Source organism: Candidatus Rhodobacter oscarellae, from assembly GCF_001078595.1.
GTDB classification, from domain to species: Bacteria; Pseudomonadota; Alphaproteobacteria; order Rhodobacterales; family Rhodobacteraceae; genus Rhodobacter_B; species Rhodobacter_B oscarellae.
Genome location: NZ_LFTY01000002.1, coordinates 1,275,433 through 1,300,704 on the forward strand (window position 1 = coordinate 1,275,433; position 25,272 = coordinate 1,300,704).

Annotated in this window: 28 protein-coding genes; 9 read left to right on the plus strand and 19 right to left on the minus strand. The window is 62.4% G+C overall.

Annotated elements, in window-relative coordinates:
- Window positions 1–126 precede the first annotated feature (126 nt).
- The 5 genes from AIOL_RS11040 (at window position 127) to gluQRS (ending at window position 3,573) form a co-directional block, all read left to right on the plus strand.
- Window positions 127–729, plus strand: coding sequence for a DoxX family protein (locus AIOL_RS11040; protein ID WP_049643022.1), 603 nt, complete (start codon window positions 127–129; stop codon window positions 727–729).
- A 65-nt stretch (window positions 730–794) separates the two neighbouring features.
- A complete protein-coding gene (gene trmFO, locus AIOL_RS11045) occupies window positions 795–2,165 on the plus strand; it encodes a methylenetetrahydrofolate--tRNA-(uracil(54)-C(5))-methyltransferase (FADH(2)-oxidizing) TrmFO (RefSeq protein WP_268760230.1) in 1,371 nt (456 codons plus the stop codon).
- A 22-nt stretch (window positions 2,166–2,187) separates the two neighbouring features.
- Window positions 2,188–2,688, plus strand: coding sequence for a class I SAM-dependent DNA methyltransferase (locus tag AIOL_RS11050; protein ID WP_235438983.1), 501 nt, complete (start codon window positions 2,188–2,190; stop codon window positions 2,686–2,688).
- Complete coding sequence (locus AIOL_RS26130; RefSeq protein WP_268760200.1) at window positions 2,675–2,800, plus strand: hypothetical protein; 126 nt, start codon at window positions 2,675–2,677, stop codon at window positions 2,798–2,800. Before AIOL_RS11050 ends, AIOL_RS26130 begins: the two co-directional genes overlap by 14 nt.
- Entirely contained in the window at window positions 2,797–3,573 is a 777-nt protein-coding gene (gene gluQRS, locus AIOL_RS11055; RefSeq protein WP_049643024.1) for a tRNA glutamyl-Q(34) synthetase GluQRS, read from the plus strand. Before AIOL_RS26130 ends, gluQRS begins: the two co-directional genes overlap by 4 nt.
- 68 nt (window positions 3,574–3,641) lie before the next feature.
- On the opposite strand, the gene hisI is transcribed toward gluQRS, so the two are convergent.
- A complete protein-coding gene (gene hisI, locus AIOL_RS11060) occupies window positions 3,642–4,004 on the minus strand; it encodes a phosphoribosyl-AMP cyclohydrolase (protein WP_049643025.1) in 363 nt (120 codons plus the stop codon).
- Window positions 4,005–4,068: 64 nt separating this feature from the next.
- Here hisI and AIOL_RS11065 point away from each other — a divergent pair, with 64 nt between their 5' ends.
- On the plus strand, window positions 4,069–4,518 hold the full coding sequence (locus tag AIOL_RS11065) for an iron-sulfur cluster assembly scaffold protein (protein ID WP_049643026.1): 450 nt from the start codon (window positions 4,069–4,071) through the stop codon (window positions 4,516–4,518).
- 300 nt (window positions 4,519–4,818) lie between these two features.
- On the opposite strand, the gene AIOL_RS26135 is transcribed toward AIOL_RS11065, so the two are convergent.
- From AIOL_RS26135 to sciP, 5 genes are all read right to left on the minus strand, one after another.
- Complete coding sequence (locus AIOL_RS26135; protein ID WP_268760201.1) at window positions 4,819–4,941, minus strand: hypothetical protein; 123 nt, start codon at window positions 4,939–4,941, stop codon at window positions 4,819–4,821.
- A gap of 103 nt (window positions 4,942–5,044) precedes the next feature.
- Window positions 5,045–7,135: an ATP-dependent DNA helicase RecG gene (recG, locus tag AIOL_RS11075; protein ID WP_049643028.1), complete on the minus strand. Its 2,091-nt coding sequence runs from the start codon at window positions 7,133–7,135 to the stop codon at window positions 5,045–5,047.
- The gene (gene ligA / locus AIOL_RS11080; protein ID WP_049643029.1) at window positions 7,132–9,252 is read right to left on the minus strand and encodes an NAD-dependent DNA ligase LigA; all 2,121 of its coding nucleotides are present in this window, start codon (window positions 9,250–9,252) and stop codon (window positions 7,132–7,134) included. Before ligA ends, recG begins: the two co-directional genes overlap by 4 nt.
- Window positions 9,253–9,339: 87 nt before the next feature.
- Window positions 9,340–10,053: a response regulator transcription factor CtrA gene (ctrA, locus tag AIOL_RS11085; protein ID WP_049643030.1), complete on the minus strand. Its 714-nt coding sequence runs from the start codon at window positions 10,051–10,053 to the stop codon at window positions 9,340–9,342.
- 93 nt (window positions 10,054–10,146) lie between these two features.
- Window positions 10,147–10,425, minus strand: coding sequence for a CtrA inhibitor SciP (sciP, locus tag AIOL_RS24430; protein ID WP_082152543.1), 279 nt, complete (start codon window positions 10,423–10,425; stop codon window positions 10,147–10,149).
- A 120-nt stretch (window positions 10,426–10,545) separates the two neighbouring features.
- Between sciP and mnmA the strand changes: the two genes are divergently transcribed.
- On the plus strand, window positions 10,546–11,685 hold the full coding sequence (gene mnmA, locus AIOL_RS11090; RefSeq protein WP_049643031.1) for a tRNA 2-thiouridine(34) synthase MnmA: 1,140 nt from the start codon (window positions 10,546–10,548) through the stop codon (window positions 11,683–11,685).
- On the plus strand, window positions 11,654–11,902 hold the full coding sequence (locus AIOL_RS11095; protein WP_049643032.1) for a hypothetical protein: 249 nt from the start codon (window positions 11,654–11,656) through the stop codon (window positions 11,900–11,902). Before mnmA ends, AIOL_RS11095 begins: the two co-directional genes overlap by 32 nt.
- Here AIOL_RS11095 and lpxB read toward each other — a convergent pair.
- The 13 genes from lpxB to pyrH all read right to left on the minus strand — a co-directional run bounded on the left by lpxB (window position 11,899) and on the right by pyrH (window position 24,275).
- Window positions 11,899–13,068: a lipid-A-disaccharide synthase gene (gene lpxB, locus AIOL_RS11100; RefSeq protein WP_049643033.1), complete on the minus strand. Its 1,170-nt coding sequence runs from the start codon at window positions 13,066–13,068 to the stop codon at window positions 11,899–11,901. The two genes, AIOL_RS11095 and lpxB, sit on opposite strands and share 4 nt — an antisense overlap.
- The gene (locus tag AIOL_RS11105) at window positions 13,065–13,868 is read right to left on the minus strand and encodes an LpxI family protein (RefSeq protein WP_049643034.1); all 804 of its coding nucleotides are present in this window, start codon (window positions 13,866–13,868) and stop codon (window positions 13,065–13,067) included. The genes lpxB and AIOL_RS11105 overlap by 4 nt, the downstream gene beginning before the upstream one ends.
- A 166-nt stretch (window positions 13,869–14,034) precedes the next feature.
- A complete protein-coding gene (gene lpxA, locus AIOL_RS11110) occupies window positions 14,035–14,832 on the minus strand; it encodes an acyl-ACP--UDP-N-acetylglucosamine O-acyltransferase (RefSeq protein ID WP_082152544.1) in 798 nt (265 codons plus the stop codon).
- Entirely contained in the window at window positions 14,829–15,293 is a 465-nt protein-coding gene (gene fabZ, locus AIOL_RS11115) for a 3-hydroxyacyl-ACP dehydratase FabZ (RefSeq protein WP_049643035.1), read from the minus strand. Before fabZ ends, lpxA begins: the two co-directional genes overlap by 4 nt.
- Before the next feature lie 75 nt (window positions 15,294–15,368).
- A complete protein-coding gene (locus tag AIOL_RS11120) occupies window positions 15,369–15,947 on the minus strand; it encodes an OmpH family outer membrane protein (protein WP_049643036.1) in 579 nt (192 codons plus the stop codon).
- A 2-nt stretch (window positions 15,948–15,949) separates the two neighbouring features.
- Complete coding sequence (gene bamA, locus AIOL_RS11125; protein ID WP_082152545.1) at window positions 15,950–18,298, minus strand: outer membrane protein assembly factor BamA; 2,349 nt, start codon at window positions 18,296–18,298, stop codon at window positions 15,950–15,952.
- Window positions 18,299–18,526: 228 nt separating this feature from the next.
- The gene (locus tag AIOL_RS26140) at window positions 18,527–18,652 is read right to left on the minus strand and encodes a hypothetical protein (RefSeq protein ID WP_268760202.1); all 126 of its coding nucleotides are present in this window, start codon (window positions 18,650–18,652) and stop codon (window positions 18,527–18,529) included.
- Between the two features lie 74 nt (window positions 18,653–18,726).
- The gene (gene rseP, locus AIOL_RS11130; protein ID WP_049643037.1) at window positions 18,727–20,067 is read right to left on the minus strand and encodes an RIP metalloprotease RseP; all 1,341 of its coding nucleotides are present in this window, start codon (window positions 20,065–20,067) and stop codon (window positions 18,727–18,729) included.
- A 34-nt stretch (window positions 20,068–20,101) separates the two neighbouring features.
- Window positions 20,102–21,277: a 1-deoxy-D-xylulose-5-phosphate reductoisomerase gene (gene dxr, locus AIOL_RS11135; RefSeq protein ID WP_049643038.1), complete on the minus strand. Its 1,176-nt coding sequence runs from the start codon at window positions 21,275–21,277 to the stop codon at window positions 20,102–20,104.
- Between the two features lie 3 nt (window positions 21,278–21,280).
- Window positions 21,281–22,072: a phosphatidate cytidylyltransferase gene (locus AIOL_RS11140; RefSeq protein ID WP_049643039.1), complete on the minus strand. Its 792-nt coding sequence runs from the start codon at window positions 22,070–22,072 to the stop codon at window positions 21,281–21,283.
- Window positions 22,069–22,788 (minus strand): polyprenyl diphosphate synthase, encoded by a 720-nt coding sequence (uppS, locus tag AIOL_RS11145; RefSeq protein ID WP_082152546.1) that lies wholly within the window; start codon window positions 22,786–22,788, stop codon window positions 22,069–22,071. Before uppS ends, AIOL_RS11140 begins: the two co-directional genes overlap by 4 nt.
- A gap of 97 nt (window positions 22,789–22,885) precedes the next feature.
- Entirely contained in the window at window positions 22,886–23,455 is a 570-nt protein-coding gene (gene frr, locus AIOL_RS11150) for a ribosome recycling factor (protein WP_049643041.1), read from the minus strand.
- 79 nt (window positions 23,456–23,534) lie between these two features.
- Window positions 23,535–24,275 carry a UMP kinase gene (pyrH, locus tag AIOL_RS11155; RefSeq protein WP_049643042.1) on the minus strand — a complete coding sequence of 247 codons (741 nt, stop codon included), beginning with the start codon at window positions 24,273–24,275 and terminating at the stop codon, window positions 23,535–23,537.
- Between the two features lie 102 nt (window positions 24,276–24,377).
- Here pyrH and miaA point away from each other — a divergent pair, with 102 nt between their 5' ends.
- Window positions 24,378–25,235 (plus strand): tRNA (adenosine(37)-N6)-dimethylallyltransferase MiaA, encoded by an 858-nt coding sequence (gene miaA, locus AIOL_RS11160; RefSeq protein WP_326973102.1) that lies wholly within the window; start codon window positions 24,378–24,380, stop codon window positions 25,233–25,235.
- Window positions 25,236–25,272: the final 37 nt, after the last annotated feature.

The window sequence follows — 25,272 nt, forward strand, 5'->3', positions numbered from 1 at the left end:
CAAGCCGCGCCACACCGCCCATTCTTAGATCCTTCCAACAACAAAAATTGGCACGGAGGAACTACGATGAAAACGGCACGACCTGCTCAAATCAACACCGGTGGGGATGTGATTAGTCGGACGGTTTTGTCAATTGTTCGGATCTTGATCGCGTCCTACTTCCTGGCATCCGCGACGGGTCTTGTGTTTGATCCCTCTACGCGAACCTTCCTGGATCCGATTCTGCCCCGTGACGCCGCGGTGGCCGTCACCACGGCGTATCTGTTCATAACTGCTTTCGCCGTGATGGTGGGCTTCTGCGTCAGACCGGCGGCTCTTTTGCTGGCGGTCTATGTCTTCTGGTCGGCCTTCTCGCAATTTGGCAACGCGGCCACGGTCGCGGCGCTGTCGGTGTTCTGGCAGAACATGGCGCTGATGGGGGCGTTGTTGCTGATCGCGATCACAGTGCCCGGCGGGAACACCCGGTTCACCCTTTGGGCGCGCCGCATTGCCCCGCGCCGCGTCAATCGCCAGGATCTTAAGAACGTTGTCGCCAAACGCAGCGCGCGACCGATCAAGCAGGACGAGCTCCTGACGCGGGACGCGATCTTGACCGGCGCGACCTTTATCCCGGCCGCGGGCCAGACCCGGCGCAAGGGCGCCAACGCAACCCGCGACGCGGCCGGGGAGCCCGAGAACCTCTTCGAGGATGCCTGGGAACCCGCAAAGCGCCACGCGCGCATGGCATGACACTGGATTCAAGATTACTGTAACTCCGTAAGAAAACCATTTCACGCCGCGCAAATGCCGTCTATCTGGGCGGCATGAGCGTTGACAGACCCCCTCTTCACATCGTTGGCGGCGGCATGGCCGGTGCCGAGGCCGCCTGGCAGGCCGCACAGATGGGCGTGCCCGTGGTGATCCACGAGATGCGCCCGCATGTGGGCACCTTTGCCCATCAGACCGGCCATCTTGCCGAGATGGTGTGCTCTAACTCCTTCCGTTCCGACGACAGCGAGCAGAACGCCGTGGGGCTCCTGCATTGGGAGATGCGGCAGGCCGATGGGCTGATCATGGAGACGGCGGATGCGCATCGCCTGCCCGCCGGGGGCGCGCTGGCCGTGGACCGCGACCCGTTCGCCGAGGCCGTAACGGCCCGCCTGCGAGCCCATCCATTGGTGACAGTCGTGGCCGAAGAGCTGACCGCCCTGCCCCAGGACGGCGAATGGATCATCGCCACCGGCCCGCTGACGTCAGACGCTCTGGGTCAGGCGATCGCCGCAGAGACCGGCGCAGAGGCGCTGGCCTTTTTCGACGCCATCGCGCCCATCGTCTATGCCGAGAGCATTGATATGAGCCAGGCCTGGTTCCAGTCGCGCTATGACAAAGGCGAGACCGAGGACGAGCGCCGCGCCTATCTGAACTGCCCCATGGACCGCGACCAATACGAGGCCTTCATCGACGCACTTCTTGCGGCCGACAAGACCGAATTCCACGAGGGCGAGACCGCCAAATATTTCGACGGCTGCCTGCCCATCGAGGTGATGGCCGAGCGCGGTCGCGAAACGCTGCGCCACGGCCCTATGAAGCCGGTGGGCCTGACCAACCCGCATGCCCCGGACGTCAAGCCCCACGCCGTGGTGCAGTTGCGCCGCGACAACAAGCTGGGCACCTTGTTCAACATCGTGGGTTTCCAGACTAAGATGAAGTACGGCGCGCAGGCGGATGTTTTCAAAACGATTCCCGGCCTGCAGGAGGCGCGATTCGCGCGGCTCGGCGGGATCCACCGCAACACGTTTCTGAACTCTCCGACGCTCCTGGACCAGCAGATGCGTTTTCGCGCCATGCCGCATATCCGTTTTGCCGGGCAGATCACGGGCGTCGAGGGCTATGTGGAAAGCGCCGCGATGGGTCTTTTGGCAGGGCGGCTTGCGGCGTCGCAGATGCTTGGCCGGGCGCTGCACGCGCCGCCACCCGAGACCGCCACCGGCGCGCTTGTGACCCATATCACCGGCGGCGCAGAGGCGAAGACCTTTCAGCCTATGAATGTCAATTTCGGGCTCTTCCCGCCCGTCGACCTGAAGGGCGGGCGCAGGAACCGCCCGGCCCGCTACAAGGCCTATACGGACCGCGCAAAACAGGCCTGGACGACCTGGCTCGCGCAATCAGTACTGGACGCGGCCTAAACGGACGGTTTACCAATGCCGCATGGCAGATAACTTACTTAACAAAGTCTACACGCCGATGGACGAGAGCCAGACGCGTGATTTCTATGACAAATGGTCCGATCAATACGAGGCCGATGTGGGAAGCGCGGGCTATGCCACACCGGGGCGCGCCGCAAAGGCGTTGGCGGCGGCGGTGGCGGACCAGGGCTCCGCGATCCTGGATTTCGGTTGCGGCACTGGCTTGTCCGGCCTTGCCTTCGCCGAGGCGGGGTTCACTGTGATCGACGGGATCGACCCTTCGGGCGAAATGCTGGAGGGCGCGCGGGCCAAGGGCGTCTATCGCACGCTGACGCAAATCGAACCCGGCAGCGCCCTGCCCTTGGGCTATGACGCGATCGCGGCGGTCGGCGTGATCGGATTTGGTGCCGCACCGGTCTCGGTCTTTGATGATGTGATGGCGGCCCTGGCCCCGGGGCGGGCTCTTTGTGCTGAGCTACAACGACCACGCGTTGGAGCATCCCGAGTACATGGAAAAGCTTGAGAGCTACACCGAAGCCGACAAGGCGCGGCTGGTCTCCGAGGAATATGGCCCGCATCTGCCCGGCCTTGGATCGAACCCGATGTCAAAGATCTTTGTGCTCGAGAAGATTTGAGCTACGTCACAAGGTTCGCGCCCTCGCCGACCGGTCCGCTGCATCTTGGGCACGCCTACTCGGCCATCCTGGCGCATGACCGCGCGCGGGAACGCGGCGGGCGGTTCCTGTTGCGGATCGAGGATATCGACAGGCAGCGATCAAAGCCCGCCTGGGAGCAGCAAATCTACGAGGACCTGACCTGGCTCGGCTTGACGTGGGACGGGCCGGTGATGCGGCAGTCGGACCGGTTAGACCGGTACCGGGATGCCCTGCAAGAGCTTTGGTCGCGCGGTCAGCTTTTTGCGTGCAGCTGTTCGCGCCGGGATATTGAGACCGCCTCTAGCGCGCCCCACGAAGGCGAGCCGCCGATGGGCCCAGATGGTGTGATCTATCCCGGCACCTGCCGCGGAACTTGTCCCGAAGAGATGCCGGACCAGGTGGCGCTAAGGTTGGACATGACCAAAGCTGCCCCGGACCTCAGCGAGAGCGTCGGAGATATCGTGCTGTCACGAAAGGATTTCTTGGGCAGCTACCACCTTTGCGCCGTGCTGGATGACGCAGATCAGAGCATCTCTGAGGTTGTGCGGGGTGAAGATCTGCAGCCCGCGACGCAGATCCACCTGGTGCTGCAGCGCCTGCTGGGCTTGCCAACGCCCAGCTATTGGCATCACCGCCTGATCCGGGACGACGCGGGCAAGCGGTTGGCCAAGCGGGACGATGCAAGATCCATCGCGACGTACCGCGCCGAGGGGGCCACGCCGGACGAGGTCCGGTCGATGGTCGGTCTCTGACCCGGCGCCGTGCCCGCCCTGAAACGATTGTTGCGTTGATTCGGCAAAGATTTCTCTAATTTTGACGCTCATTCCACCATCGGTGCCATTAACTCGCGTTCCTCCTCGCCGGTCACCGAGGTGTAAAAGCAACTCCGGCGGTTGGTGTGGCAGGCCGGGCCCGTTTGTTGCACGATCGCCAAAAGGCAATCGCGGTCGCAATCCACCCGCAGATCCACCAGCTCTTGCGTGTGTCCGCTGCTCTCACCCTTCACCCAAAACGCCTGACGCGAACGCGACCAGTATGTCACGCGCCCTGTCTCAAGCGTGCGCGTGATAGCCGCCGCATTCATCCAGGCCAGCATTAGGACTTCGCCGGTCCCCTCCGCCTGGGCGATGACCGGCACGAGGCCCTGGTCATTGAATTTCAGTGTCGCCGGATCGAAGGCCATCAGTTATCCTTTTCAACATCACTCGGACACCCTATGTAGGGGGTCCAACGAGGTGAGGGAAGCCATGAGCGACGCGGACCTGATCAAGCTATATTCGGGGCGGATTCTGGAACTCGCCAGCGATATCCCTTTCACCGAGCGTCTTTCGGCGCCGGATGCCAGCGCGAAAAAGCGCTCGCCGCTTTGTGGCTCTACGATCACCGTGGATGTTTCCATGAATCACGGGCGCGTCACGGCATTCGGTCAGGATGTGAAGGCCTGCGCGTTGGGACAAGCAGCGGCCTCGGTCGTTGGCGGGAACATCATCGGGCGCAACCGGGTCGAGGTAGAAACGGCGCGCGACCAACTCAAGGCCATGTTGAAATCCGATGGCCCGGCGCCGGATGCGCCTTTTGATGGCCTGGAGGTGCTGATCCCAGCCAAGGAGTTCCGGAACCGGCACGCCTCGATCTTGCTGTCATTGGAGGCCACCGCAGAGGCTATGGCCGAGGCCGAGAAATCCGCCTGCGCCTAGCGGCCGCCCGCATGAAATTCACAATTCCCGACCCCGCGCAGACCGCAGCGGGTGCGTTCGACGGCACCTTGTGCCTTGCCGAAAAAAAGAGCGTGCGGAAGCACACATTTGGATCACGCTCCTTAACAAAAAAACCGCCGCCTCGGGGGAACGAGGCGGCGGGTAGTGGCGTCGAATTGCTCCGGTCGGCGGGGATGGGCGTTGGGGAAGGCCCGATGTGCCAGGGACAGGTAGCGGCACGTTGCGTCTATTGGGACAGGGACGCAGAGAGCCGACCGGGATACGGACGCAGGCAGAAACCTAAGTAATAACAGGCAGGTGCAGGCCGATTGCGAGCAGGAGGATCAGCGTTGCCGCGCCCGCCAGGTCTTGCAGCATTGTGTGGCCGGAGCGGGCGATCGTGGCTTTAAGGTCGGTTAGCATCGGGGCGGGCTCTCTGTTGTTTGTTGCCCATTTGTTCTCAAATTGCGAACGGATTGTAAAGAACTTTTTGAGAACATTTGCGAACAAATTGCCATCCGCGGGTTTAACCCACTGAAATCAAACGGATCGCTCGGTCCTGCTCCATCAGCCACAGCAGATTGCGCGTGGCCGCGCCGCGCGGGGAATCTAGCGTCGGGTCGTCATGCAGCAGCTTGCGCGCGTCCGACTGCGCGGTCGCCATCAGGGCCGCCTGGCGTTCCAGGTCTGCCACACGGAACCGCGGCACGCCCGATTGCGCGGTCCCGATCAGGTCGCCCGCGCCGCGAATGGCCAGGTCTTCCTCGGCGATGCGAAACCCGTCCTCGGTCTCGCGCATAATCTCTAACCGGCGCCGCCCGGTCTCGGTCAGCGGAGATTGATACATCAAAAGGCAGGTCGATGCGGCCTCGCCGCGCCCCACGCGCCCGCGCAATTGGTGCAGCTGCGCCAGGCCAAAGCTTTCGGCGCGTTCGATGACCATGATCGAGGCATTCGGGACGTCGACCCCCACCTCGATCACGGTCGTGGCGACCAGCACGCGGGTGCGCCCGGCCACGAAATCCGCCATGGCGGCGTCCTTTTCCGCCGGGGGCAATTGCCCATGCACCAAGCCCACCTGACCCTCGCCCAGGCTGGCGCGCAGGCGTTTGAACCGCTCTTCGGCGGCGGTCATGTCCATGGTTTCGCTCTCTTCGACCAGCGGGCAGACCCAGTAGGCCTGCCGCCCCTCGGCCATGGCTTCGCGCAGACGCTCCACCACCTGGTCTAGCCGTCCCGTGGACACCAGCGCGGTGGTGATGGGTTTGCGTCCCGGCGGTTTCTCGTCGAGAATAGAGACGTCCATATCGCCATATTGCGCCAGCGACAGCGAGCGCGGGATCGGCGTGGCGGTCATCACCAGCACATCCGCGGCGGCGCCTTTCGCGCCCAGCTCCATGCGCTGCGTCACCCCGAATCGGTGCTGCTCGTCGACCACGGCCAGGCGCAGGTCGGCAAATTCCACATCGGCCTGAAACACCGCGTGGGTGCCGACCAGGATTTGAATTTCACCCGCCCGCAGCGCCGCAAGTTTAGCCGCCCGGTCCTTGCCCTTGTCGCGCCCGGTCAGGATCTCTAGCACCACGCCGGCGCTTTCGGCCAAGGGGCGCAGCCCTTCTAGGTGCTGGCGCGCGAGGATCTCGGTTGGCGCCATCAAGGCGCCCTGCCCGCCCGCTTCCACCGCCACCAGCAGTGCCATCAGCGCCACAAGCGTCTTGCCCGCGCCGACATCGCCCTGAAGCAGTCGGTTCATCCGCAGCGGTTGCGCCATGTCGCCGGCGATCTCGGTTATGGCGCGGGATTGCGCGCCGGTTGGCTCATATGGCAGCGCCGACAGCACCTTGTCGCGCAGCGCGCCGTCGCCGGTCGAGGCCAGCCCCTTGCCGCGCCGCACCTCCGCCCGCGCTAGGGCGAGTGTCACCTGATGCGCGAAGAGTTCGTCATAGGCCAGGCGCTGCCGCGCCGGAGCCGTCACCGCAATTTCATCAAGGCCCTCCGGGCGATGCGCGCGGTCCACCGCGTCATGCCAAGCGGGCCAGCCCTCCTTGCTCAGAAGCCCGGGGTCGATCCATTCCGCCAGCTCGGGCACGCGCATCAGCGCCGAATCCGAGGCCTTGGCTATGACCCTTTGGGTCACCCCGGCGGTCAGCGGGTAGACGGGCTCGAATGCCGGGATCGTGTCGGCCTCTTCGACGCGCAGGATGTGGTCTGGATGCGGCATCTGGCCCACGCCGTCGTAGAGCTCGACCTTGCCGGACACCACGCGGCGCTGCCCGGTGGGCAACTGCCCGCGCAGCCACTCATCGCGGGCGTGGAAGAACACAAGGCTGAAGGTGGTTTTCGCGTCCTGCACCTCCACCCGGTAGGGATGACCGCGGCGGCGCGGCGGCAGGTGCCGCCCAACCTCGACCTCCACGGTCAAAACGGCGGGGAACTCGGCGCCCAGGATCGTATCTCGGCGGCGCCGATCCACGCCGGAATAGGGCAAGGTAAAGAGCAGGTCCTTGGGCGTGTGCACCCCAAGCGCGGGCAGGCTTTTTGCGGTCTTGGGGCCAACGCCGTCCAGCGTCTCAAGCCCGGCAAAGAGCGGGAACAGGATGGGCGGGCGACCGGTCATGCCTCGCCAATAAGGGTTAACCAACCATCCTCGTCGATGGTCTCGATACCCAGATCCGCCGCCTTCTTTGCCTTGCTGCCCGCGCCGGGGCCGGCCACCAAGAGGTCAGTCTTGGCGCTCACGCTGCCGGCCACCTTCGCGCCGAGCGCTTCGGCGCGCGCCTTGGCCTCGGCCCGGGTCATCTTTTCGAGCGTTCCGGTGAACACAACCGTCTTGCCCGCGACCGGGCTGTCGGCGCTGCCCCGCTGCACGGCGTCTTGCACGTTGAGCTGCGCGACCAGCCGGTCGATTGAGGCCCGCTCTTGCTCTTGCTGAAACGCTGTCACGACAGAGGCCGCCAGCACGTGCCCCACGCCGTCGATCGCATTCAGCGCCACCCAATCGGGGCCGTCCCCAATTTGGGCATGGGTCATGGCGTGTTCAAAGTTGGGCCAGGTCACGTAATTGGCCGCAAGAAGCTTGGCTGCACTTTCCCCGACATGCCGGATGCCAAGCGCGAAGATGAGGCGTTCGAGAGGTATCTTTCTTTTTTCTTCAATGGCTTGGAACAGGTTCTTGACGCTCTTGGTGCCAAACCCGTCTCGGTTCGCCAGTTTCGAGACATTCCCCGCATCCCGTTCGGCCAGCGTGAAGATATCCGCCGGTTCGCGAATGGGCAGCGCCTGGTCCGCAAAGAACATCTCGACCTGCTTTGCGCCCAGCCCGTCGATGTCGAACGCCGCCCGGCTGACGAAATGCTTAAGCTTCTCAACCGTTTGGGCAGGGCAGATGATCCCGCCGGTGCAGCGCCGGATAGCATCGCCCTGCTCGCGCACAGCGTCGCTGCCGCATTCCGGGCATTTCTGAGGGAAGACATAGGGTTGCCCGTTACTCCGCTTGGACAGGTCAACATCGGCCACCTTTGGGATCACGTCCCCCGCGCGATAGACCTGCACCCAATCGCCCACACGGATGTCCTTGCCATTGCGAATTTCCTGGCCATCCGCGCCGCGCCCCGCGATGTAATCCTCGTTATGCAGCGTGGCGTTCGAGACCACGACCCCGCCCACCGTGACCGGTTTCAGTCGGGCCACGGGCGACAGCGCGCCGGTTCTGCCGACCTGAATGTCGATCCCAAGCAGCTCGGTCCAGGCCAATTCGGCCTGGAACTTGTGCGCGATGGCCCAGCGAGGCGTCGCAGAGCGGAACCCCAGGCGGCGCTGATACTCCAGGTCGTCGACCTTGTAGACCACGCCGTCGATGTCATAGCCCAGGAGCGCGCGCTGCTCCTCGATCGAAGCGTAATGCCGCAGCACCTCCTCGGCGCTTTGGCAGCGCTTCGTGAGTTCATTGGTTTTGAACCCCAGCTTCGCCATCCTCTCGATGGCACCATTCTGCGTATCGGCGAGGGGTTCAGACAGCTCACCCCATGCATAGGCGAAAAAGCGCAGCGGGCGGGCCCGGGTGATCTCGGCGTCCAGCTGTCGCAGCGAGCCTGCGGCAGCGTTGCGCGGGTTGGCAAAACTCTTGCCGCCAGACGCCTCGGCGCGGGCATTAAGGGCGGCAAAATCCGCGTGGCTCATATAAACCTCGCCGCGGATTTCCATGATCGCCGGGGCATCGGAGACTTGCTTTGGAATGTCGGCGATGGTCAGCGCATTTGCGGTGACATTTTCACCGGTCGCGCCATCGCCACGCGTGGCCGCCTGCACCAAACGCCCGTCCTCATATCGCAAGCTCAGCGACAGGCCGTCGATCTTTGGCTCCGCCGTGAAGGCCAAGGGCGCGTCTTTTTGTAAGCCAAGGTAACGGCGCACGGTGTCCTCGAATTCGCGGACATCATTATCGTCAAACGCGTTGGCCAAAGACATCATCCGCACGGCATGCGTTACCTTGGAAAACGTCTCGTTGACCGGGCCGCCGACCTGCTCTGACGGGCTATCGACGTGTTTTAGATGCGGGAACGCGGTCTCGATTGCCGTATTGCGCCGTTTTAGGGCGTCATACTCGGCATCCGAAAGTTCGGGTGCATCTTGAGTATGATACGCACGATTCGCCACACTCAACACCGAGGAGAGCCTTTCCAGCTCAGCCTTCGCGTATTCTTCGGTTAATGAGGAAACGTCTTTCTCAGACAAATTGGACCCTCCCAAGATGTGCTCCAGTGATAGGAGCGCACCTTGGCAAGGTCCATACCGTGAGTGTAATTCTGATGCGATTACGCGCTAGGCGCCGATGGCAAACTGCTCGTCCATAACCGATGGCTCTGGATCGCGCAGCACATAGCCGCGGCCCCATACGGTTTCGATGTAATTCTCTCCACCGGTGGCTTTAGACAATTTCTTTCGCAACTTGCAGATGAAGACGTCGATGATCTTCAATTCCGGTTCATCCATGCCGCCGTAAAGATGGTTGAGGAACATCTCTTTGGTTAAAGTCGTACCTTTACGCAGAGAAAGAAGCTCTAGCATCTGGTATTCCTTGCCGGTCAGATGCACGGACTTTCCTTCCACATCAACGGTTTTTGCGTCGAGATTGACCTCGATCTGGCCGGTGCGGATGATCGATTGGGAATGTCCCTTGGAGCGGCGGATGATGGCGTGAATACGCGCGACCAGTTCCTCACGATGGAACGGTTTGGTCATGTAATCGTCGGCCTCAAATCCAAACCCTTTTAGTTTGTTTTCGGTATCGTCCGCGCCGGAGAGAATCAAAATGGGCGTCTCGATCCGAGCCAGGCGCAACTGGCGCAGCACGTCATGCCCGTTCATATCCGGGAGGTTCAGATCAAGCAGGATCAGATCGTAATCGTACAGCTTGGCGAGATCTATCCCTTCCTCCCCCAGATCCGTCGCGTAGACGTTGAGGTTGGCGTGCGTCAGCATCAATTCGATACTGCGCGAGGTGGTGGGATCATCTTCTACCAATAGAACGCGCATCAAGTCTCTCCGCATCATTTGAACCGTTAACGTTACTGTGATCAAAAAAGGTTAACGCCCGGTTACCAACCATTACAGAGAAAACCGTTCTAGTTAAAGTTGTCTATATTTTTTCAACGCCGTCGCTTTCAAAGCCGCTTCTCCGTGCTTTTCAACCGCACCACGCCATGCGTCAAACTCTTCTTCGCTTAACCCATATGTCTCAAGCGCCTCATTTAGCGACAATAATCCATATGCGACACCCTTTACCACGGCGGCCTTACGGCTGGCCACCCAGCGCCGCGTATTCGCCGACGGCAAATCCGCGCGCGACATCACAGTGCCATCTGGCAAAGTGACCGTCCTAGGCCCATCTATTTTTCGCAGGTACATCTTGCTACCCCTCGTGGAAACACCTGGATTGTGAGGCGGCAGGCTTAACAGTGGGTGAAATCGCGCCTTGTGAGTAGTTAGGATTTTCCTATATTCTGAACGGCCATTAAGGAGGTCTTCATGAGCCTGGACGGCGCCTTAAATTCGCTTGGCTTCGCCAAGCCCCCCGCAGAGACCCGCGTGGTGGTGGCCATGTCGGGCGGCGTCGATTCGTCCGTGGTGGCCGCCGAGCTGGCAGGCGAGGGCTATGACGTGGTGGGCGTCACGCTGCAACTATACGACCATGGCGCGGCGCTGGCCAAGAAAGGCGCCTGCTGCGCGGGAATCGACATTCATGATGCGCGGCGCGTCGCCGAGGAGATGGGATTTCCGCATTATGTTCTCGATTACGAGAATATCTTTAAGGACGCGGTGATCGACGAGTTCGCTGATTCGTACCTCGCAGGGGCCACTCCGGTGCCCTGCATCCGCTGCAACGAGCGGGTGAAGTTCAAGGACCTCTTGGAGACCGCCAAAGACCTGGACGCGGACTGCATGGCCACGGGGCACTATATCCAGCGCAAGATGGGCGCGGGCGGCGCCGAGTTGCACTCCGCGGCAGACGCGGCGCGGGACCAGTCCTATTTCCTGTTCTCCACCACGCCGCAGCAGCTCGACTATCTGCGGTTTCCTTTGGGGCACCTGCCCAGCAAGGCCGAGACCCGCGCCTTGGCCAGCAAGCATGGCCTGATGGTAGCGGATAAGCCCGACAGCCAGGATATCTGCTTTGTCCCCAACGGCGACTATGCCTCGGTGATCGAAAAGCTGCGCCCGGGTGCCGCGGACCCCGGCGAGATTGTGCATGTCGATGGCCGCGTGCTGGGAGAGCACCGCGGCGTGATCCATTACACGATTGGGCAGCGGCGGGGCCTCGGCATCGGCGGGCTGGACGAGCCACTATACGTGGTCCGGCTGGACGTGGAGGCGCGGCGCGTGATTGTGGGCCCGAAAGAGATGCTGGCCACCCGCGTGGTGCCGGTGCGCGAGATCAATTGGCTCGGCGATACGCCCTTCACCTCGCAGGATGAATGGCCGTTGGCGGTCAAGGTGCGCTCGACCCGGCCGCCGCGCGACGCGGTGATCCGCCCGAAGTCAGAGACCGAGGCCGAGGTGGAACTGATCGTCGCCGAAGAGGGCGTCTCGGCCGGCCAGGCCTGCGTGTTCTATGACCCGAATGGCTCGCGCATCTATGGCGGCGGCTGGATCTGGCGCGGATATTGAGGTCTGGCAGCGCAGTAGCGCGCTGATCTGGCAATTGGCCACGGTCGAGGGCGAAACCGTCCGGCGCGCGGTGGCGATTTCGGTCCTAATGTGGTTCGGCGTGGACAGCGTGTTTTCGATCATAGCCGGCGCGCCAATGAACGTGTTGGGCAATATCGCCTTCGCGGCGGCGCTGCTTTGGCCGCTACGCCCCATATATAATGTGCAGACCGCCTAGGCGCGGGCCAGGCCGTCAAGTACGGCGCGCGCGGCGCGGAGCCCCGGCGGCTCGGCGCCCGCGCCAAGCTTGATCATCGCCTCGGCCATGGCCGCCTTTTGTGCGGTAAGCCGCGCGGGGTCGCTCAAAAGGTCATTCAGCGCCCCGGCAATCGCGTCCGGTCGACAGGCGGGGCCCAGGAACTCTTCTATATGGCGGGTCTCGCTGACCAGGTTGACCAGCGTCACCGTGTCGGATTTCAGCATCCGGCTCATGATCTGCCAGCTGAGCCAGTTCATATCGTAGGCGATGACCATGGGCGTCGCAGCGGCTGCAAGCTCCAGCGAGACGGTGCCCGAGGCGGCCAGCGCCACATCCGCCGCGGCAAAGGCACGGCTCTTTTCTTGGGTGGCGGCCTCGGTGGTCTGATCGCGCGGGTCCAGCACCACGGGGTTGCCCGGCCAGCTTTTGGCCACCTCAATCGCAGCACTTGCCACAGAGGGCGCCGCAGGCAAAACCACCCGCATCTCGGGATGTTGCGCCAGGACGGGTCGCAGGGCCTCGCCAAAGACCGGCCCCAGGCGAGAGATCTCGCCCCGCCGCGACCCCGGCAGCACCATCAAAAGCGGTGCGGCGCCTATGCCGTGTTCCGCGCGGAAGGCCTGGATGTCACCATCGGATGCCTGAGGCTCCGTCGCCACCGGATGCCCCACGAAGTCGCAGCGCATCCCCGCCGCCTCCATATAGGGCGGCTCGAAGGGCAGGATTGCCAGCACCTGGTCGATGCATTTGGCCATCTTCTCGGCCCGGCCCGCGCGCCAGGCCCAGACCGACGGCGCCACGTAATGCACGGTATGGGTGGTGCTGGCGGCCTTCACGAGGCGCGCGACGCGCAGGCAGAAATCGGGGCTGTCGATGGTGATCAATACGTCCGGCTGGGTCTCGATCACCGCCTCTGCCACCTCGCGAATGCGCCGCTTGAGCTGGCGATACTTCGGCAAGACTTCAAGGATGCCGAAAACGGTGAGCTCTTCCATGGGGAAGCGGCTGGTCATGCCTTGGGCCTGCATCAGGGGACCGCCCACGCCGTCAAAACTGACCTCTCCCACCAGGTCCTTGAGCCCCGACATCAGCGCCGCCCCCAGGCGATCGCCAGAGGCCTCGCCCGCGATGACAAAAACCCTCACGGCTCTTCGGCCAGGATGAAGACGCCCAGAGCCTTTGCGCGGCGCAGCGTCTCTTCTCGCTCAAGAAGCACGACCTGGCCCGCATCCAAGACAAGGCCCGCCAATCCCGCCTTTGCGGCGGCTTCGACTGTTTTGGGGCCAACGGCGGGCATGTCGACGCGCAGGTCCTGCCCTGGTTTGGGCGCTTTGACCAAGACACCCTTGCCGCGCCGCAGACCCTCGGGCGTCTCGGCCACAAAGCGCAGCATCGCGTCCGTGCCCTGCGCGGTCTCAATGCCCAGAACCTGCCCGCCCGCGACCACAGCCCCCTGCCCCACATCTAGCGGCCCGAGCGTGCTCAGCACATCGCGCGCGCGTGCGATGTCCTTGCGATCGGCATCCGAAGGCTCGGGGCCGGTCAGCAGACCCGCCGCACAGGTCAGCCCGGGCAGGAGCTCATGGGCGCCGCGCACCGCGAACCCATGTTCTTCAAAGGCCGCGATCACCGCCCGCAACAGCCCATCATCGCCGCCCTGCATCGCCGCCATGAACCGCGGCGCGAGCTGCATCATCTTGGCGTCGAAATTGGCGGGGTTCAGCTGCGGTCGGGCCAGGCCGCCGGCAAAGACGACCTCTGTCACGCCAGCGACGCTCAGCCCATCGAACATCTCGCCGAAGCGTTCATACGAGGTATGAAGATGCTCATTGTCGGGCGGCGAGACGTCCAGCCCCTCGAAGGTCACGAAAAGCGCAGGCGCATGCGCCGCGGCAAGTTGGTTGGGCAGGCTGCCCTGCCCGGCAAGGATCGCGAGGCGGTTCATGCGGCGCCTCGTGGCTGGATTTCACAGCCCCGCGCGGCGCTCTGTCGCCAAAATACATGCGCATTCGCGGCCATGCAGCAAAAATTAACCGAATCGCCAAAGGATAAAGGGCGGTAGGGAGGGGGTAACTTCAGCGCATGACGCGTTAACGAATTGGTCACTTGCATCAATCCGGCGTCAGGAAAGAGCGATCCGTCGCCCCCATCACGAACGCAGTTACCTCGCGCACATAGGCGCTGTCCGTTTCCTCGTTCAGGCGGCGCGCGCGATCTTGGAACGTGCCCTCGCCCTGCGCCAGCATCTGATAGGCGGCGCGCAGCGCGGTGATGTCGGCCCGCGACACGCCCTTGCGCTTAAGCCCCACCAGGTTCAGCCCATCTAGGGTCCCACGCGGGCCTTGAACCAAGCCATGCGGGATCACGTCATTCGTGACCATGGTCACGGCGCCGATGATCGCGCCCTTACCGATCCGCACCCATTGATGCACGCCAGACAGGCCGCCGATGATCACGTCATCGCCCACAACGCAATGCCCGGCCAAGGCAGAGTTGTTCACCATGATCACACGGTCGCCAATTTGGCAGTCATGGGCCACGTGGCACCCGGCCATGAACAGCCCATCATCGCCCACGCGGGTCACACCGCCACCGCCATCGGTGCCGGTATTCATCGTGACGTTTTCCCGGATGCGGTTGCGGGCGCCGATCTCTAACCTGGTCTCTTCGCCTTTGAACTTCAGATCCTGGGGGATCTCGCCCAGGCATGTGAAGGGGAACACAATCGTCCCCGACCCGACGCGCGTGATACCGCTGATCACGACATGGCTCTTTAGTTCGACCGCGTCGGCCAGCGTCACCCGCGGGCCGATAACGCAGAACGGACCGACGATGCAGCCGTCGCCGATTGTCGCCCCCTGCTCTATAACGGCGCTGGGATGGATCTGCGCGTTGGCAGAGATGCTCACGAATCGGCCTCGGGGATATCGATCATGGCGGTGAACTCGGCTTGCGCGGCCAGCTCTCCATCAACCTCGCCGCGGCCTCTGAACCTCCAGATTTTCGATCCGCCGCGAATGGTCTCGACATGCAGCTTGAGAACGTCGCCCGGGACGACCTTGCGCCGGAACTTGCATTTGTCGATGGCCATGAAATAGATCAGAAAGTTCTGATCCGCCATGTCCTCGGTCACGCCCACCATGACAGCCGCGGTCTGCGCCATGGCCTCGATGATCGTGACCCCGGGCATGATCGGCGCGCCGGGGAAGTGACCCTGAAAATGCGGCTCGTTAAAGCTGACATTCTTAAGCCCGGTGGCCGAGGTCGTGCCGTTGATGTCAACGACGCGATCCACCAGCAAAAACGGATAGCGATGCGGGATGATCCGTTGGATCAGATCAATATCTGCGGACGGCAAAGGCGCGTTCATGGGGTTGGTCTTGGTCCTTGTTTTGGCAAAGGGTAGCAACTGGTCCAGGTCGAGACAAGCAAGGCCGGGTTACTCCTACGGTGGGGTGACGTCCAAGGGGGGTTGCTGATCTAGGTTGAGTGCAGCAGAAACCCGCCCAATCGTTTCGTTTGTGATGTCGATAACATCCGCGGACAGTAGCGTTAATCTTTTGTCCAGCACCAGGAGCGCGCCGCGCTCACGGGCGATGACCTCGACAACCGGTAGAATGTTCTGGACATACGCGGTTTGAACAACCTCAACTCTTTGCTGCTCTAGACTCGCCAGCTTATTGTCCTGCTCAGTGCGAATTTTGCGGACCTTCTCGTCAAAGGCATCCGCGAGCCTGCGGAACTCTGTTGGTTGCAAATCCGGCCGAAGCTCGGTCAGCTCCAGCTCTTCGGCCTTCAGCTCGTCTTCGATGCGCCGGACCTCTTCTTCTAGCTCCCGGAGTTTGCCATCAAAGTCGAATGCCGCATAGATTTCGGCGCCAATGCTCTCGAGCACACGATCGCGGTCGACGACCACGATGCGCGACGCGATCAGGGGCGCCGATGCGTCCTGCGCGCGCACGCCAGCTGAGCCCAGTGCAGCGCATAGGGCAGTCGCCAATGCAAGGCCCGTGTATCTGAACATGGTTAAAACCGGGTGGAGATCGTCAGATCAAAGTCGCGCTCGATGTCATAGGGCTGTTTCTCAAGCGTCCTCGAGAAGTTGAACCGCAAGGGTCCAATGGGCGTGTCCCGGAACAACGAGACCCCCGCCGCCGAGCGAAGATGTAAGCTATCGTCGACGGGACCACCTGTGCCCGCGACATTGTCCAGCCCCCAGACCGAGCCAACATCCAGGAAGACGCCGCCGCGGACGCCGTACTCCTCTGGCAGGCCAAGCGGGAATTCTGCCTCGAACTTGGCGACGGCAAAGTAGTTGCCGCCTAGCGCGTCCTGGTTCGCGGCACCCAGATCCCGTGGCCCGATTCCGAAGGAATCAAACCCGCGCATCTTTCCGTTCAGATTGAAGCGATCCGTGATACGGCTGACGTCGCCGCCGAGCGATGAATGCGCCCCGCCCTCGAACACCGCTCGCAAGGTCACGTCATTGTTTAGCACTTTCCGTTCAGCAACCAGCAGCGCGTTCGTCTGCACATACTCAAGATCGCCCCCAAGCCCGGCGAAATCTTGACCGAACCGGAACAGAATGCCCGCATCTGGGTTAAGCCCGGTGTCCAACGTGCGATAGCTATAGGTGTATCCGACGCCGCTGGCGATCTGCATCCCAACGGCATCCTCGGCTTGCAAAATCGCAGAGGAAGTGGCCGGAACATCCGAAATCTCGGTCGCGTTCAAAACATAACGCACCTGCAACCGACCGTTTTCTGACACGGGGAACTCCAACGATGGAGAGAAGAGGCCGCGGACAGTGTCATAGCTGGTATTGGTGGCAGTCGTGGTTTCTGAATAGCTGGCGGAGATGCCAAACTGCAGATTTCGCCCTAAAAACCCCGGCTCGACAAAGTTGAAACCATAGGTGCCTGTGTCCGCTGTCGTCGTAAACTCCAACTGCAAGCGCTGACCACGACCCAGAAAGTTTCTCTCCGAGAAGCTGACGTTTACTCCGACGCCACCCGATGCGCTGTAGCTGGCGCCAAAACCTAGGCTGCCCGTGGGCTGCTCTTCGACATCGACGTCCACGATCACTTGCTCGGGCGAAGATCCCTCGCGGGCGTTCACTTCCGCATTCGAGAAGAAGCCCAAGGCGCGAATGCGCTCTGCCGCATCGCGGATTTGGCGCGGGTTGAAGGGGTCACCTTCCACGGTTTCGAACTGCCGACGCACCACGCGGTCCAGCGTCGTCGCGTTGCCCTCGATATCGATGCGTTCAACGAAGACGCGCGGGCCTTTGACCACGGCGAACTCGATATCCAAAGACAGGTTACGATCATTGCGCGTCACGCGTGGGTCAACACGAATGAAGTCCAGGTCTTTTTGCACCGCCAGCCGCTCTAGTCGACGGATCGTGTCGTCGACGCCATTGGGCGAATAGGTCTGACCGGGGCGAATTTTGACCTCGCGCGCGAATTCATCTGGGTCGATGTTGCCAAGCTCGGAGGTGACCGTGATCTCACCGAAGGAATATCGCTGCCCCTCGCGCACGTTGAACGTCACGAAGAACCCATCGCGTTCGCGGCTGAACTCCGGCGTGGCCGACAGCACCTGAAAGTCGACAAAGCCGCGCGCCAGGTAGAAATCCCGGATCACCTGCTTATCGAACTCAATCCGATCCGCGATGAACGTGTCGCGTTGGATGATACGGCGGAAAATGCCCGCCTGCTTGGATTCCAAGACCCGGCGCAGCCTGCGGTCGCTGTAGTTCCGGTTGCCGACAAAGCTGATCCGCTCGACCTCAGAGACGCGGCCTTCGCGGATCTCAAACACCAGATCGACGCGGTTGTTCGACCGGCGAATGATCACCGGGTCCACGCTTGCGGCAAGGCGGCCCTGCTGCTCGTAGGCCTGCGTAATCCGCGCGGCGTCCTGTTCGGCGATGCTGGGCGAATAAACGCGGCGCACCTGGGACTGCACAACCTGCGACAGCTCTTCGTTTTTCAGGCGGCGGTTGCCCTCGAAATTGATGCGGTTCACTGTGGGGTATTCCACGACGCGGATGATCAGAGTGTTGCCGCTGGGCACAAATTCCACGGTCTCGAACAGGCGCGATCCAAGGACGTTCTGGTACGCCGTGTTCAACTGCCCGGCAGAGATGGTTTCGCCCTGAGCGATGCCCGCATAGGTCAGGATCGTCGCCGGCTCGATGCGCGTCGCGCCCTCAACGGTCACGTTGGTGAATCGATAGGTCTGCGCCTCGGCAGGGCTGGTAAGCGGCAGCGAGAAAATCGAAAACGCAAGAATTACCAAGGAAAATCTTATGCTTAGTAAACGTGCTGCCAAACCACAGCCTTGGCTGTCAGCCCCTAAGTGTCGTCCCATTACCGATCCCCGTCGTGCCCAGGCTTTCTGTCTGAGTATCGGGAATAAATTGGCTTGTCAAAAGCGCTTTGCCCCCACCGAATGGGTTTGATTTGCACCCCGACCACAACACCTTGTGTTGCCAGGCGGGAAAGTTATACACAGGCCCGGCCAGAATCCGCGCACCCCTGTGGAAAACAAAAAGGCGCCCGAGATTCGAGCGCCAATAAACCGTTCTGTTACCAGGACTTAGAGCGAAACGAGGTAGCTCGCCACGAACAGCCCAGATCCGGTCGCGAACAAGACCAAGAAGCGGTCCATGTTCAAATACGCAAGCAGGGATAGGCTTTCCACTCCCTCTTTGATGGTCTGCATGTCGGCCTCCCTTTGCTGGCTCGCGCCCTAGCTACAAAGGCATTGTGGCGCGATTGAGGCAGAACGCAGAACTTTTATGGACAGGTGAAGTCGTTGGTTAACCCAAACAACATCAAAGACAGCACGATCATCAATCCACCGACCATCAGAACCTGCATCACGCGGTCACCGGGCGGCTTACCCCGCACCGCCTCGTAGGCGAAGAAAACGAGGTGCCCGCCGTCCAGCACCGGGATCGGGAACAGGTTCAGCAGCCCCACCGCCGCGGACAACACCGCGATGAAGCGAATGAAAGTGTCCAGCCCCTGGCTTGCCGCCTCGCCGCTGGTTTGGGCGATGCCGACCAAGCCGCGCATGTTGCAGCGGTCGATCTGGAACGTGGCGATGTTGTAGAGCGCGGAGACAGAGACCTTCATGATATACCAGGTCTGATCAAGCCCGAACCAAATCGCCTCGCCAAAGCCCGGCGTCTCGGTGTCCGCCGAGAACAACAGCTGCGCGCCAACACCGATCTTGTAATCACTGGTGAACCCGCCCTCCGCATTGGGAAGGTCGATCACACGGGGCGTCAGCTGAAAGTCAATTTCGTCCGAGCCGCGCACCACAGAGACCTTCATGGTGCGCCCCTCGGATGTCTCCACCGTGGTCAAGAGGTCGTAGAAATGCCGGATCGGGGCGTCGTCGACGGCCACGATGACGTCATCAAGCGCCACGCCCGCGGCCATGGCCGAGGCGCCCGGCGTCAGGGCTGAAACAATGGTGGTGTATGGGTGCGGCGCCTGCAGCGTCACCTCGCGCCCATCGCGCAGCACGGTATATTCTAGCAACGCGCTGTCACGCGGCAGCGCCTCTAGAAAACCGCTCATATTGTCGATGGTGGGCACATCCGTGCCGGCGATCTGCAGGATCTCGTCGCCCGGCTCCAGCGTTTGCTCTATCCCCGGTAGGGTCTTGACCTCCTTGATGGTCAGCGGGTCCGAAGTGGTGCCCTGCACATAAAGGAACGCGCCAAAGACGATGGTCGAGAGGATGAAGTTAAAGACGGGCCCCGCGGCCACAGTCAGGGAGCGCGCCCAAAGCGGCGCGCCATGCATGGTGGCGCGGCGCTCCTCTGGCGTCAGCTCGGCAATCGAGCCGTCATCGCCCGCCGAGGCCGCGTTCGCGTCACCGCGAAACTTCACGAACCCGCCCAACGGCAAGGCCGCTATCTGCCAAACCGTGCCGTGCTTGTCGGGGCGCGAAAAGATCACCGGCCCAAAGCCCAGCGAGAACACATCCGCCTTGATCCCGCACCAGCGGCCCACGATGTAGTGGCCATATTCATGGATCGCCACGATCACGCTCAGCGCGATGATGAAGGCCGCCACGGTGAAGAACAGGTTTCCGAAATTCGGGAGTAGGTTAATCAGTTCCAAGGCCTGCGCGCCCCTTATTAGTGTTTGTTTGCCCTTACGCCGCGTGGGTGGTTTCAATCACCTCTTTTGCGCGGATACGTGCGAGATGGTCCATCTCGCGCACCATATCAAGCGTAATCTGGGCTGAACTAAGGCCAGAATTCAATGACAATTGGTTAATCGTGGTCTCAACGACCGGTGCCATGTCGGTGAATCGGATCTCTTTGGCGATGAAAGCATCCAGCGCGCGCTCTTTGGCAGCGTTGAAGGCGGCCCCCGCCAGGCCGCCGATTTGCATGACCTCGCGGGCGAGGCGCAGCGCCGGCCAGCGGGTCTCGTCCGGCGTGGCAAAGTTGAGCTGGCCGATTTTGGCCAGGTCCATGCGTTGCACCGGCAGCGCCCGCCGCTCTGGGTGATGCAACGCGAACCCAATCGCGTGGCGCATATCCGGCGCGCCCAGATGCGCCATGAACCCACCGTCGCTGAACCCTACAAGGGCGTGCACGATGCTCTCGGGGTGCAGCACGGCGCTGATCTGGTCCGGCGCGAAGCCAAAGAACTCTTTGGTTTCAATCAACTCCAGGGCCTTGTTGAACATGGACGCGCTGTCGATGGTGATGCGCGCGCCCATGGACCAGTTGGGGTGGCGCATCGCCTGGTCGGGGGTCACATCCTTCAGGACATCCAGCGGCGTGTTGCGAAACGCGCCACCGCTTGCGGTGATGATCACCTGCTCGACGGCGCCGTGGTCTTCGCCGATCAGGGCCTGGAACACCGCGGAATGCTCGCTATCCACGGGCAGGATCGTGGCGCCATGCGCTGCCGCCGTCTGCATCAGCAAGGGTCCCGCGGTCACCAGGCTTTCCTTGTTGGCCAGCGCCAGGGTCGAGCCGTGGCGCAGCGCGCGCAATCCGGGCTCTAATCCCGCCGCGCCAATAATCGCCGACATGATCCAATCCGCGGGGCGGTCTGCCGCCTCAAGGATCGCGTCCGGACCAGCCGCCGCCACTATAGGCGCCCCAGACAAGGCCTCTTGCAGCGCGCGCAAGTGCTCAGGATAGGCAGTAACCGCCACCTCGGCGCCGAACTCCCGCGCGTCCGCGGCCAGCTGCGCGATATTCGCGCCGCCGGTCAACGCCACGACCTTGAACGCGCCGGGGTCGCGCCGAATCAAATCCAGCGTGTTCTGACCAATCGATCCGGTGGACCCGAAAATGGAGACGCGGCGCATGGGCTAGAACTGTAGCTCCGGCACGTCCACGATCAACGCCGTCAGCAGCATGAACAGCGAGGCGCCCAGCAGCGCGTCGAAGCGGTCGAAAAGACCGCCATGCCCGGGCAGCAGGTTAGAGCTGTCCTTCACGCCCATCCGCCGCTTCACGGCGCTTTCGGCGATGTCGCCCATCTGCGAGGCAAAACTCAGCAAGGCCGAGATCCAGATCAGGTCGCGGCCCGCATCGGTGATCGCCAGGAACACGAAAGACACCAGCACCGCCGCCAGCCAGCCCGCGATGATGCCCGCCCATGTCTTCTTGGGGCTGATCGAGGGCCAGAACTTGGCCCCGCCGATCATCTTGCCGGCGAAGTAGCCCGCGATGTCGGTCATCGCGACCACGATCACTAGCCAGAACAGCCAGACCACACCGTAAGTGTCGCGGAAGGCCGTCAGGCCGAACCCCGCAACCGTGATCCCCACCGCGTAGACCGCGAAGAGCCAGGGGTGCTTGCGCAGCAGAAATGCCCCCGAGACGGCCGGGATGAGCAATAAGGGAAGCGTATAGATATCAGGCAGTTGCCGCGCCAACAGAAGACAGATTGCCGTCACCACGCCAAGCTGGATCGCCTGCGACGCGCGATCATCGTCGATCATCCGGCTGAGTTCCCAGACCATGATCCCGGTCACGGCGGCGCAGGTCAGCGCAAAGACCATGCCGCCCATCGAGATCACGGTGATCCCCAGCGCAATCAAGAGCCCGCCGGTGATCACCCGCGGCCTAAGGTCATCCCATCGACGCGGGCCGCTCATGCAGGGACGGCACCAAAGCGGCGGTCGCGCTCGGCGTAATTGCCAACGATCTGCGCGAAGATGTCCTGGGTGAAGTCGGGCCAGAGCGTGTCGATGAACTCATATTCCGCATAGGCCGACTGCCACAACAGGAAGTTCGAGATGCGCGCCTCGCCAGAGGTGCGGATCACAAGATCCGGGTCGGGCAGGAGCCAGGTGTCGAGGTAACGCGCCAGGGTCTCGCCATCGACGCTCTCTGGGTCGATCTTCCCGGCCTTAACTTCGCGGGCTAAGCGCTTGGTCGCGCGGGCAACTTCGTCGCGGCCGCCATAGTTCAGCGCGATCGTCAGGTGAACCTTAGAATTATCCGCCGTCATCAGCTCTAGATCGTCCATCATCCGCACCAGCTTTTCATCAAGCTTGATACGGTCGCCGATGAAGCGCACCCGCACGCCTTCCTCGAAGAGCGCCTTGGCCTCGCGCATGATGTAGCGCCGAAACAGCGACATCAGCCCTGCGACCTCGGTCTGGGTGCGTTTCCAGTTCTCCGTGGAGAAGGCAAAGATGGTCAGGTATTTCACGCCGATATCCGGGCAGGCCCGAACGATCTCGCGCACGCGGCGGGCGCCAGCGTGGTGGCCAAACAGCCGCAGCCTGCCCCGCTGGGTGGCCCAGCGACCATTCCCGTCCATAATGATCGCCACGTGGCGTGGGCCGGCCATGACTTTGTCCCTCATACTGCTCACCCTGAATTTCATCGTCTATGTTATGGGCTGCCGCTAATATTGCTGCGACTGCTGTTCTCATAATAGAAACGATAAGAAAATCGAGGGGTTAAACCTGCATTATCTCGGCTTGTTTGTTCTCAAGCGCGTCATCGACGGATTTGATATGCCCGTCGGTCAGCTCTTGGATCTCGTCCTGCCAGATTTTCTGTTCGTCCTCGGACATGCCGGCGTTCTTGGCCTTCTTGAGCTGCTGCATGCCGTCCTGGCGCACGTTGCGGATGGCGACGCGGGCATTCTCGGCATAGCCGCCCGCCACTTTGGTCAGCTCGCGGCGGCGCTCTTCGTTCAGCTCGGGGATCGGCAGCATGATGATGGTGCCGTTGGTCTGCGGGTTGATGCCCAGGCCGCTCTCCATGATCGCCTTCTCAACCTTCGAGACCAGCGATTTGTCCCACACGTTGATGGTGACCATGCGCGGCTCGGGCACGTTCACCGTGCCCACCTGGTTGATCGGCGTCTGGGCGCCATAGGCGTCGACCGTGACCGGCTCGATCATGCTGGCCGAGGCGCGGCCCGTGCGCAGCGAGGCGAATTCGGCCTTTAGCGAGCTCATCGCGCCGTCCATCCGGCGGGTCAGATCATCCAGGTCGGGTTCAATGATTTCTTCGTCAGACATGGGCGCCGCTCGTGTTTTTTGAGTTCGATTTATGCGCTCTTATAGCGCGAGTCGCTGCGCGGTGTAAAGGTCGTGAGGCCTAGCCGCTTACCGTCGTAAAGGTCCCTTCGCCCGCAAGCACCTTTCGGAACCCGTCGGGCTCGTCCAGCGGGAAGACGATGATCGGCTGGCTGTTGCCCTGGGCCAGCGCGATCGCGGTGGCGTCCATCACGCCCAGATGCTGCGCCAGCACCTCGTCATAGGTGATCTTGTCATAGCGCTTGGCGTCATCGTGCTTGGCCGGGTCCTTGTCATACACCCCGTCCACGCCGTTCTTGCCCATAAAGATCGCGTCGCAGGACATCTCGGAGGCGCGCAGCACCGCGCCGGTATCGGTCGTGAAATACGGGTTGCCGGTGCCGGCGGCGAAGATGCACACGCGCTTCTTTTCCAGGTGGCGCACCGCGCGGCGGCGGATATAGGGCTCGCAGACCTGGTCCATCGGGATGGCGCTGATCACGCGGGTGAAGATGCCCAGACCCTCAAGCGCGGACTGCATGGCCAGCGCGTTCAGCACCGTGGCCAGCATGCCCATATAGTCGCCGGTCGTGCGCTCCATCCCCTGGGCCGCGCCTTGCAGCCCGCGAAAGATGTTGCCGCCGCCGATCACCATGCAGATCTCGACGCCCATCTCGTGAACCGTCTGCACCTCTTTGGCGATGCGCTGGATCGTGGGAGGGTGGAGCCCGTAGCCCTGGTCGCCCATAAGGGCCTCGCCAGAGATCTTGAGCATGACGCGTTGATACTGTGTGGCGGGGTCCTGCGTGGATGTCTCAGTCATTGGCCCGCTCCGTCTTGCTCTTTGCTTGGCGCGCTAAATGTCGCAAAACGTCGACATGATCAACGGGGAAAGCGCGGATTGTTTACCAAACTGATAGGCGGTTTGTCGCCGGAGCTTCCGGTGCTGATTGCGGGGCCGACGGCGTCGGGCAAATCGGGCCTGGCGCTGCAGATCGCCGCCGCGCAGGGCGGCGTCATCGTGAACGCGGACGCGTTGCAGGTCTTTGGCAACTGGCGGGTCCTGACCGCGCGCCCCTCGCCCGAGGAAGAGGCGCAGGCCCCGCATAGGCTCTATGGGCACGTGGCGGGGGACAAAGAATACTCGGTCGGGCATTGGCTGCGCGACCTCGCGCCGCATCTCTCCGGCGGCCCGCGCCCGATCATTGTCGGGGGCACCGGGCTTAATTTCTCGGCGCTGACCGAGGGCCTGGCCGAGATCCCGCCGACCCCCGCAGAGATACGGGCCGAGGCTGATGCATTGCGGACCAAGCAGGGCACCGCGCCAATGCTGGCAGAGCTTGACGCGGACACGCTGTCGCGGATTGACCAGCTTAACCCGATGCGCGTGCAGCGCGCCTGGGAGGTCCAACGCGCCACCGGGCGCGGCATCGCCGCATGGCAGAACGAGACCCCTGCCCCGCTCCTTCCGCTGTCCGGCGCGCAACCGATTCTCTTAAGCGCGGATCGCGATTGGCTGAACGCGCGCATCGACCGGCGCTTTGACATTATGGTGGCCGGAGGCGCGCTGGAAGAGGCCCGCCAGAACTTGGCCGATTGGGACCCAGCCTGGCCAAGCGCCAAGGCCATCGGAGCCGCTGGCCTCATTGCGCATCTGCGCGGTAACCGTGACCTGAAGGACGCAGTCGCCGAAGGAAAACGGTTTACCCGGCAATATGCCAAGCGACAACGAACATGGTTTCGGTCGAGAATGGGGGAATGGCGTGCGATTCTGCTGGATTAGGGATAACAGGAATCGCACAGACCGAACATAAAAACCT

What these genes read in the sequence shown, in the direction of transcription:
- dxr (WP_049643038.1), bottom strand. Translation starts at nt 21,277, where the DNA reads ATGCGCCGCGTCTCCATTTTCGGGTCCACCGGATCGATTGGTCAGAAC.
- recG (WP_049643028.1), bottom strand. Translation starts at nt 7,135, where the DNA reads ATGACCGGTCGCCCGCCCATCCTGTTCCCGCTCTTTGCCGGGCTTGAG.
- AIOL_RS11050 (WP_235438983.1), top strand. Translation starts at nt 2,188, where the DNA reads ATGGCAGATAACTTACTTAACAAAGTCTACACGCCGATGGACGAGAGC.
- AIOL_RS11140 (WP_049643039.1), bottom strand. Translation starts at nt 22,072, where the DNA reads ATGAGCGGCCCGCGTCGATGGGATGACCTTAGGCCGCGGGTGATCACC.
- frr (WP_049643041.1), bottom strand. Translation starts at nt 23,455, where the DNA reads ATGTCTGACGAAGAAATCATTGAACCCGACCTGGATGATCTGACCCGC.
- AIOL_RS26140 (WP_268760202.1), bottom strand. Translation starts at nt 18,652, where the DNA reads ATGCAGACCATCAAAGAGGGAGTGGAAAGCCTATCCCTGCTTGCGTAT.
- ctrA (WP_049643030.1), bottom strand. Translation starts at nt 10,053, where the DNA reads ATGCGCGTTCTATTGGTAGAAGATGATCCCACCACCTCGCGCAGTATC.
- AIOL_RS11065 (WP_049643026.1), top strand. Translation starts at nt 4,069, where the DNA reads ATGAGCGACGCGGACCTGATCAAGCTATATTCGGGGCGGATTCTGGAA.
- uppS (WP_082152546.1), bottom strand. Translation starts at nt 22,788, where the DNA reads ATGAGGGACAAAGTCATGGCCGGCCCACGCCACGTGGCGATCATTATG.
- AIOL_RS11120 (WP_049643036.1), bottom strand. Translation starts at nt 15,947, where the DNA reads ATGTTCAGATACACGGGCCTTGCATTGGCGACTGCCCTATGCGCTGCA.
- hisI (WP_049643025.1), bottom strand. Translation starts at nt 4,004, where the DNA reads ATGGCCTTCGATCCGGCGACACTGAAATTCAATGACCAGGGCCTCGTG.
- bamA (WP_082152545.1), bottom strand. Translation starts at nt 18,298, where the DNA reads ATGGGACGACACTTAGGGGCTGACAGCCAAGGCTGTGGTTTGGCAGCA.
- AIOL_RS26130 (WP_268760200.1), top strand. Translation starts at nt 2,675, where the DNA reads ATGGAAAAGCTTGAGAGCTACACCGAAGCCGACAAGGCGCGGCTGGTC.
- sciP (WP_082152543.1), bottom strand. Translation starts at nt 10,425, where the DNA reads ATGTACCTGCGAAAAATAGATGGGCCTAGGACGGTCACTTTGCCAGAT.
- fabZ (WP_049643035.1), bottom strand. Translation starts at nt 15,293, where the DNA reads ATGAACGCGCCTTTGCCGTCCGCAGATATTGATCTGATCCAACGGATC.
- AIOL_RS26135 (WP_268760201.1), bottom strand. Translation starts at nt 4,941, where the DNA reads ATGCTAACCGACCTTAAAGCCACGATCGCCCGCTCCGGCCACACAATG.
- mnmA (WP_049643031.1), top strand. Translation starts at nt 10,546, where the DNA reads ATGAGCCTGGACGGCGCCTTAAATTCGCTTGGCTTCGCCAAGCCCCCC.
- AIOL_RS11105 (WP_049643034.1), bottom strand. Translation starts at nt 13,868, where the DNA reads ATGAACCGCCTCGCGATCCTTGCCGGGCAGGGCAGCCTGCCCAACCAA.
- AIOL_RS11095 (WP_049643032.1), top strand. Translation starts at nt 11,654, where the DNA reads ATGGCGGCGGCTGGATCTGGCGCGGATATTGAGGTCTGGCAGCGCAGT.
- pyrH (WP_049643042.1), bottom strand. Translation starts at nt 24,275, where the DNA reads ATGACTGAGACATCCACGCAGGACCCCGCCACACAGTATCAACGCGTC.